3 protein-coding genes are annotated in these 3,904 nt (G+C 68.9%); all 3 read left to right on the top strand.

Going from position 1 to position 3,904, the window contains the following annotated elements:
* Window positions 1-176: 176 nt before the first annotated feature.
* From mreD to rodA, 3 genes are read left to right on the top strand one after another with little or no spacing between them, the layout of a single operon-like run.
* A complete protein-coding gene (mreD, locus tag DCO49_RS19615) occupies window positions 177-662 on the top strand; it encodes a rod shape-determining protein MreD (protein WP_079223400.1) in 486 nt (161 codons plus the stop codon).
* A 3-nt stretch (window positions 663-665) separates the two neighbouring features.
* Window positions 666-2,747: a penicillin-binding protein 2 gene (gene mrdA, locus DCO49_RS19610; protein ID WP_116865413.1), complete on the top strand. Its 2,082-nt coding sequence runs from the start codon at window positions 666-668 to the stop codon at window positions 2,745-2,747.
* Window positions 2,744-3,856: a rod shape-determining protein RodA gene (gene rodA, locus DCO49_RS19605; protein ID WP_116865412.1), complete on the top strand. Its 1,113-nt coding sequence runs from the start codon at window positions 2,744-2,746 to the stop codon at window positions 3,854-3,856. The genes mrdA and rodA overlap by 4 nt, the downstream gene beginning before the upstream one ends.
* The last annotated feature ends 48 nt before the right edge of the window (window positions 3,857-3,904 follow it).

The raw sequence follows: 3,904 nt of genomic DNA, 5'->3' as shown, positions 1-3,904 counted from the left end.
CCTGCGGCGAGGGCGGTTGCCCCCGCATCTTCCCTTAACCCCGCGCCGTCGGCGCACCCCCTTCAACAAGAAGGGGGCTCTCCACCCGACGCTGGGTCGGCCCGGGTAGTGCCGGCCGCTGGCCGGCAACCGAAACCCGCCCAATCCGCCCAATCCACCCCGCAGGAGCCCGCACGATGAGCCGCCTGCGCGACAACCCCTGGGTGCTGCCGGCCAGCCTGGTCGTGGCCCTGCTGCTGGGCCTGCTGCCGCTGCCCGCACTGCTGCAGCCGCTGCGCCCCTATTGGCTGGCGCTGGTGCTGGCGTACTGGGTCATCGAGGCCCCCGAGCGCGTGGGCCTGGGCATCGCCTTCACCAGCGGCGTCATCGCCGACCTGCTGTATGGCGGCGTGCTGGGCGAACAGGCCATGCGCCTGGTCATGCTGGCCTTCATCCTGCAGCGCTTCCGCGCCCGCATCCGCTTCTTCCCGATGTCACAGCAGATGCTGGCCATCGGCGGCCTGCTGTTCAATGACCGCATCGTCAGCGCGCTGGTGCACATCCTGGTGGGTGAGCCGACCCTGCCGTGGTCGTACTGGTGGGCGCCGCTGCTGGGCATGGGCCTGTGGCCGCTGGTGTTCGTGCTGCTCGACGCCGTGCGTTTCGGCAAGCGCGGGCGCTGAGCCATGATCCCGCGTCGCCAGGTCAAGAACCCGCACGCCGAAGCCGAACAGTTCCGCCGCCGCGCGGCGCTGGGCTTCCTCGGCGTGCTGGTCTGCCTGCTGGGCCTGGGCGGCTGGTACTTCAAGCTGCAGGTGCTGGACCACGACATCTACGCCACGCGCTCGGAGGCCAACCGCATCAAGCCGCGGCCGGTCGTGCCCGGGCGCGGCATGATCTACGACCGCAATGGCCGCCTGCTGGCCGAGAACGTGCCGGCCTTCCGCCTGGACGTGACCCCGGACAAGGTCAAGGACATGGACGCCACCCTGGACGGGCTGGCGAAGATCATCAGCATCAGTCCTGAAGAGCTGGAAGCGTTCAACAAGTCGCGCAAGGCGCGCCGCAAGTTCCTGCCGGTCACCCTCAAGCTGCGCATGACCGATGAGGAAATGGCGCGCTTCGCCGTGGACCGTTGGCGCTTTCCGGGCGTGGAGCTGGAACCCTACCTGACCCGCCGCTATCCCTATGGCGACCTGTTCGCGCACATCATCGGCTACGTCGGCCGCGTGGACGAGAAGGACCTGGAAATCCTCGGCGAAGGCAACGCCGCGCTGACCCACATCGGCAAGTCGGGCCTGGAGCGCTATTACGAGCAGCAGCTGCGCGGCAAGGTCGGCTACGAGCAGGTCGAGACCAACGTGCAGGGCCGTGCCATCCGCACCATCGGCCGGGTGGCTGCGCAGTCCGGCGCCGACCTGCGCCTGTCCATCGATGCCGACCTGCAGCGTGCGCTGGTTGCCGCCTTCGGTGACCAGGAAGGTTCGGCCGTGGCGATGGACCCGCGCACCGGTGAAGTGCTGGCGATGGTCAGCCTGCCGTCGTACGACCCCAACCTGTTCGTCAACGGCATCTCGCATGCCGATTTCAAGGCGCTGAACGACAACCCGTCGCGGCCGCAGTTCAACCGCCTGGTACTGGGTGGCGTCGCCCCCGGTTCCACCCTGAAGCCACTGATCGGCCTGGCTGGCCTCGATTCCGGTGTGCGCAGGCCCGAAGACAAGGTGCTGTCCACCGGCATGTTCTACCTGCCGGGGACGTCGCGCGGCTGGGGCGATTCGCACCGCGGCGGCCATGGCTGGACGGACCTGCGCAAATCCATCGCGCAGTCGGTCAACACCTACTACTACAAGCTGGCGCTGGACCTGGGCATCGAGCGCTTCGACCATTACATGGAGTACTACGGCTTCGGCCAGCCGACCGGCATCGACCTGACCGGCGAGATCGGCGGCATCCTGCCGTCGCCGGCCTACAAGCGCAAAAGCCGCAAGGAAGCCTGGTACCCCGGCGACACCGTCAACATCAGCATTGGCCAGGGCGACTGGAAGGTCACCCCGCTGCAGCTGGCGCGCGGCGTCAGTGCGCTGGCCAATGGCCAGCTGCGCACCCCGCACCTGGTCATCCAGCAGCGCGCCGGTTTCGACCACGACTGGGTCGCCACCGAGCAGGGCCCGAGCAAGCCGGTCAGTCCCAACCCGAACAATGTACAGGCAGTGCGCGAAGGCATGATGGCCACGATGCAGCCCGGCGGCAGCGCCGCGCGCATGGCCGTGGGCGCGCCGTACGTCATGGCGGGCAAGACCGGTACCGCGCAGGTGGTCAGCCGCAAGGGCACGGCCGCAGTGAACCCGAAGAGCCTGCCGATGCACCTGCGCCACCGCGCGCTGTTCGTCGGTTTCGCGCCGGTCGAGCAGCCGGTCATCGCCCTGGCCATCGCCGTCGAAGGCGGTGGCTACGGTGGTTCGGCCGCCGCGCCGATCGCGCGCAAGGTGTTCGACGCCTACCTGCTGGGCAAGATGCCCGAGGGCATGCAGCCGCTGGACGCCGAGCGCGGCACCACCGTCATCGGCGTGACCGCGTTCGACAATGAAGATGCCAACGCGCGTCCGGCCGGCGACACCGCCGCCGCGCAGCTGGGCGAACACCCGGTGCTGGTCGGCATGCCCGCCCCGGAACCGGCGCCCGCCCCGGCCCCGGGCGCGCCTGCCGCATCTGCCGCCGCGTTGCCCGCCAGCCCACGTTCGACCCCCGCGGAGCCTGCACGATGAGTGACTTCCTGCGCTGGGCCGGCGACATGCTGCGCCGCTTCTTCAGCACCCTGGACTGGGTGCTGTGCCTGGCCCTCGGCGCGTTGATGCTGATCGGCCTGGCCACGCTGAAGAGTGCCGGCGGCGACAGCCTCGTGATGGCGCAGGGCGCGCGTTTCGTGGTCGGCCTGGCCGCCCTGTGGGCCATCTCGCGCGTGTCGATCCTGCGCATCCGCTCGGCCACGCCGATGATCTACGCGATCTCGATGATCCCGCTGCTGGCAGTGTTCGTGCTGGGCACCGGCAAGTACGGCCGGCAGTGGCTGGACCTGAAGTTCTTCTACCTGCAGCCGGCCGAGCTGCTGAAGGTCAGCCTGCCGATGATGGTGGCCTGGTACCTGCACCGCATGCCGCTGCCGCCGCGCTTCAATACCGTGCTGGTGGCGATGGTCATCATCGGCGTGCCGACCGGCCTGGTGATGCTGCAGCCGGACTTCGGTACCGGCGTGCTGATCGCCGCCAGTGGCGTGTTCGTGCTGCTGCTGGCCGGCCTGCCGTGGTGGTGGGTGGGCCTGGGCGTGGGCGGCGTGGCCGCGGTCGCGCCGCTGGCCTGGTTCTGGCTGCTGCGGCCGTACCAGAAGGACCGCATCATGATGTTCCTCGATCCGGAGATGGACGCGCTTGGCGCGGGCTGGAACATCATCCAGTCGAAGATCGCGATCGGTTCGGGCGGCTTCGATGGCAAGGGCTGGGGCGAAGGCTCGCAGTCGCACCTGAACTTCATTCCCGAACAGACCACCGACTTCGCGTTCTCGGTGCTGAGCGAGGAATTCGGCTGGTTGGGCGTGGCCCTGGTGCTGACCCTGTACCTGGTGGTGATCGGGCGCTGCCTGTGGATCGCCAGCCAGTCGCGCGATTCGTACTCGCGCCTGCTGGCCGGCGCCACCGGCCTGGCGTTCTTCGTCTACGTGCTGGTGAACGGTGGGATGATTTCCGGCCTGCTGCCGGTGGTGGGCGTGCCGATGCCGCTGATCAGCTACGGCGGTACCTCGGCCGTTTCGCTGCTGGCCGGCTTCGGCCTGGTGATGGCCGTTCGCAGCCACAACCCGGTGCACGGCGGCTACGGCTGAAACCGGAATCGGGGTCGGATCCCTCCTCGCAGAGGAGGGATCCGACCC

Source organism: Stenotrophomonas sp. SPM, from assembly GCF_003105135.1.
GTDB lineage: Bacteria > Pseudomonadota > Gammaproteobacteria > Xanthomonadales > Xanthomonadaceae > Stenotrophomonas.
This window is presented reverse-complemented; position numbering and strand designations above follow the sequence as displayed.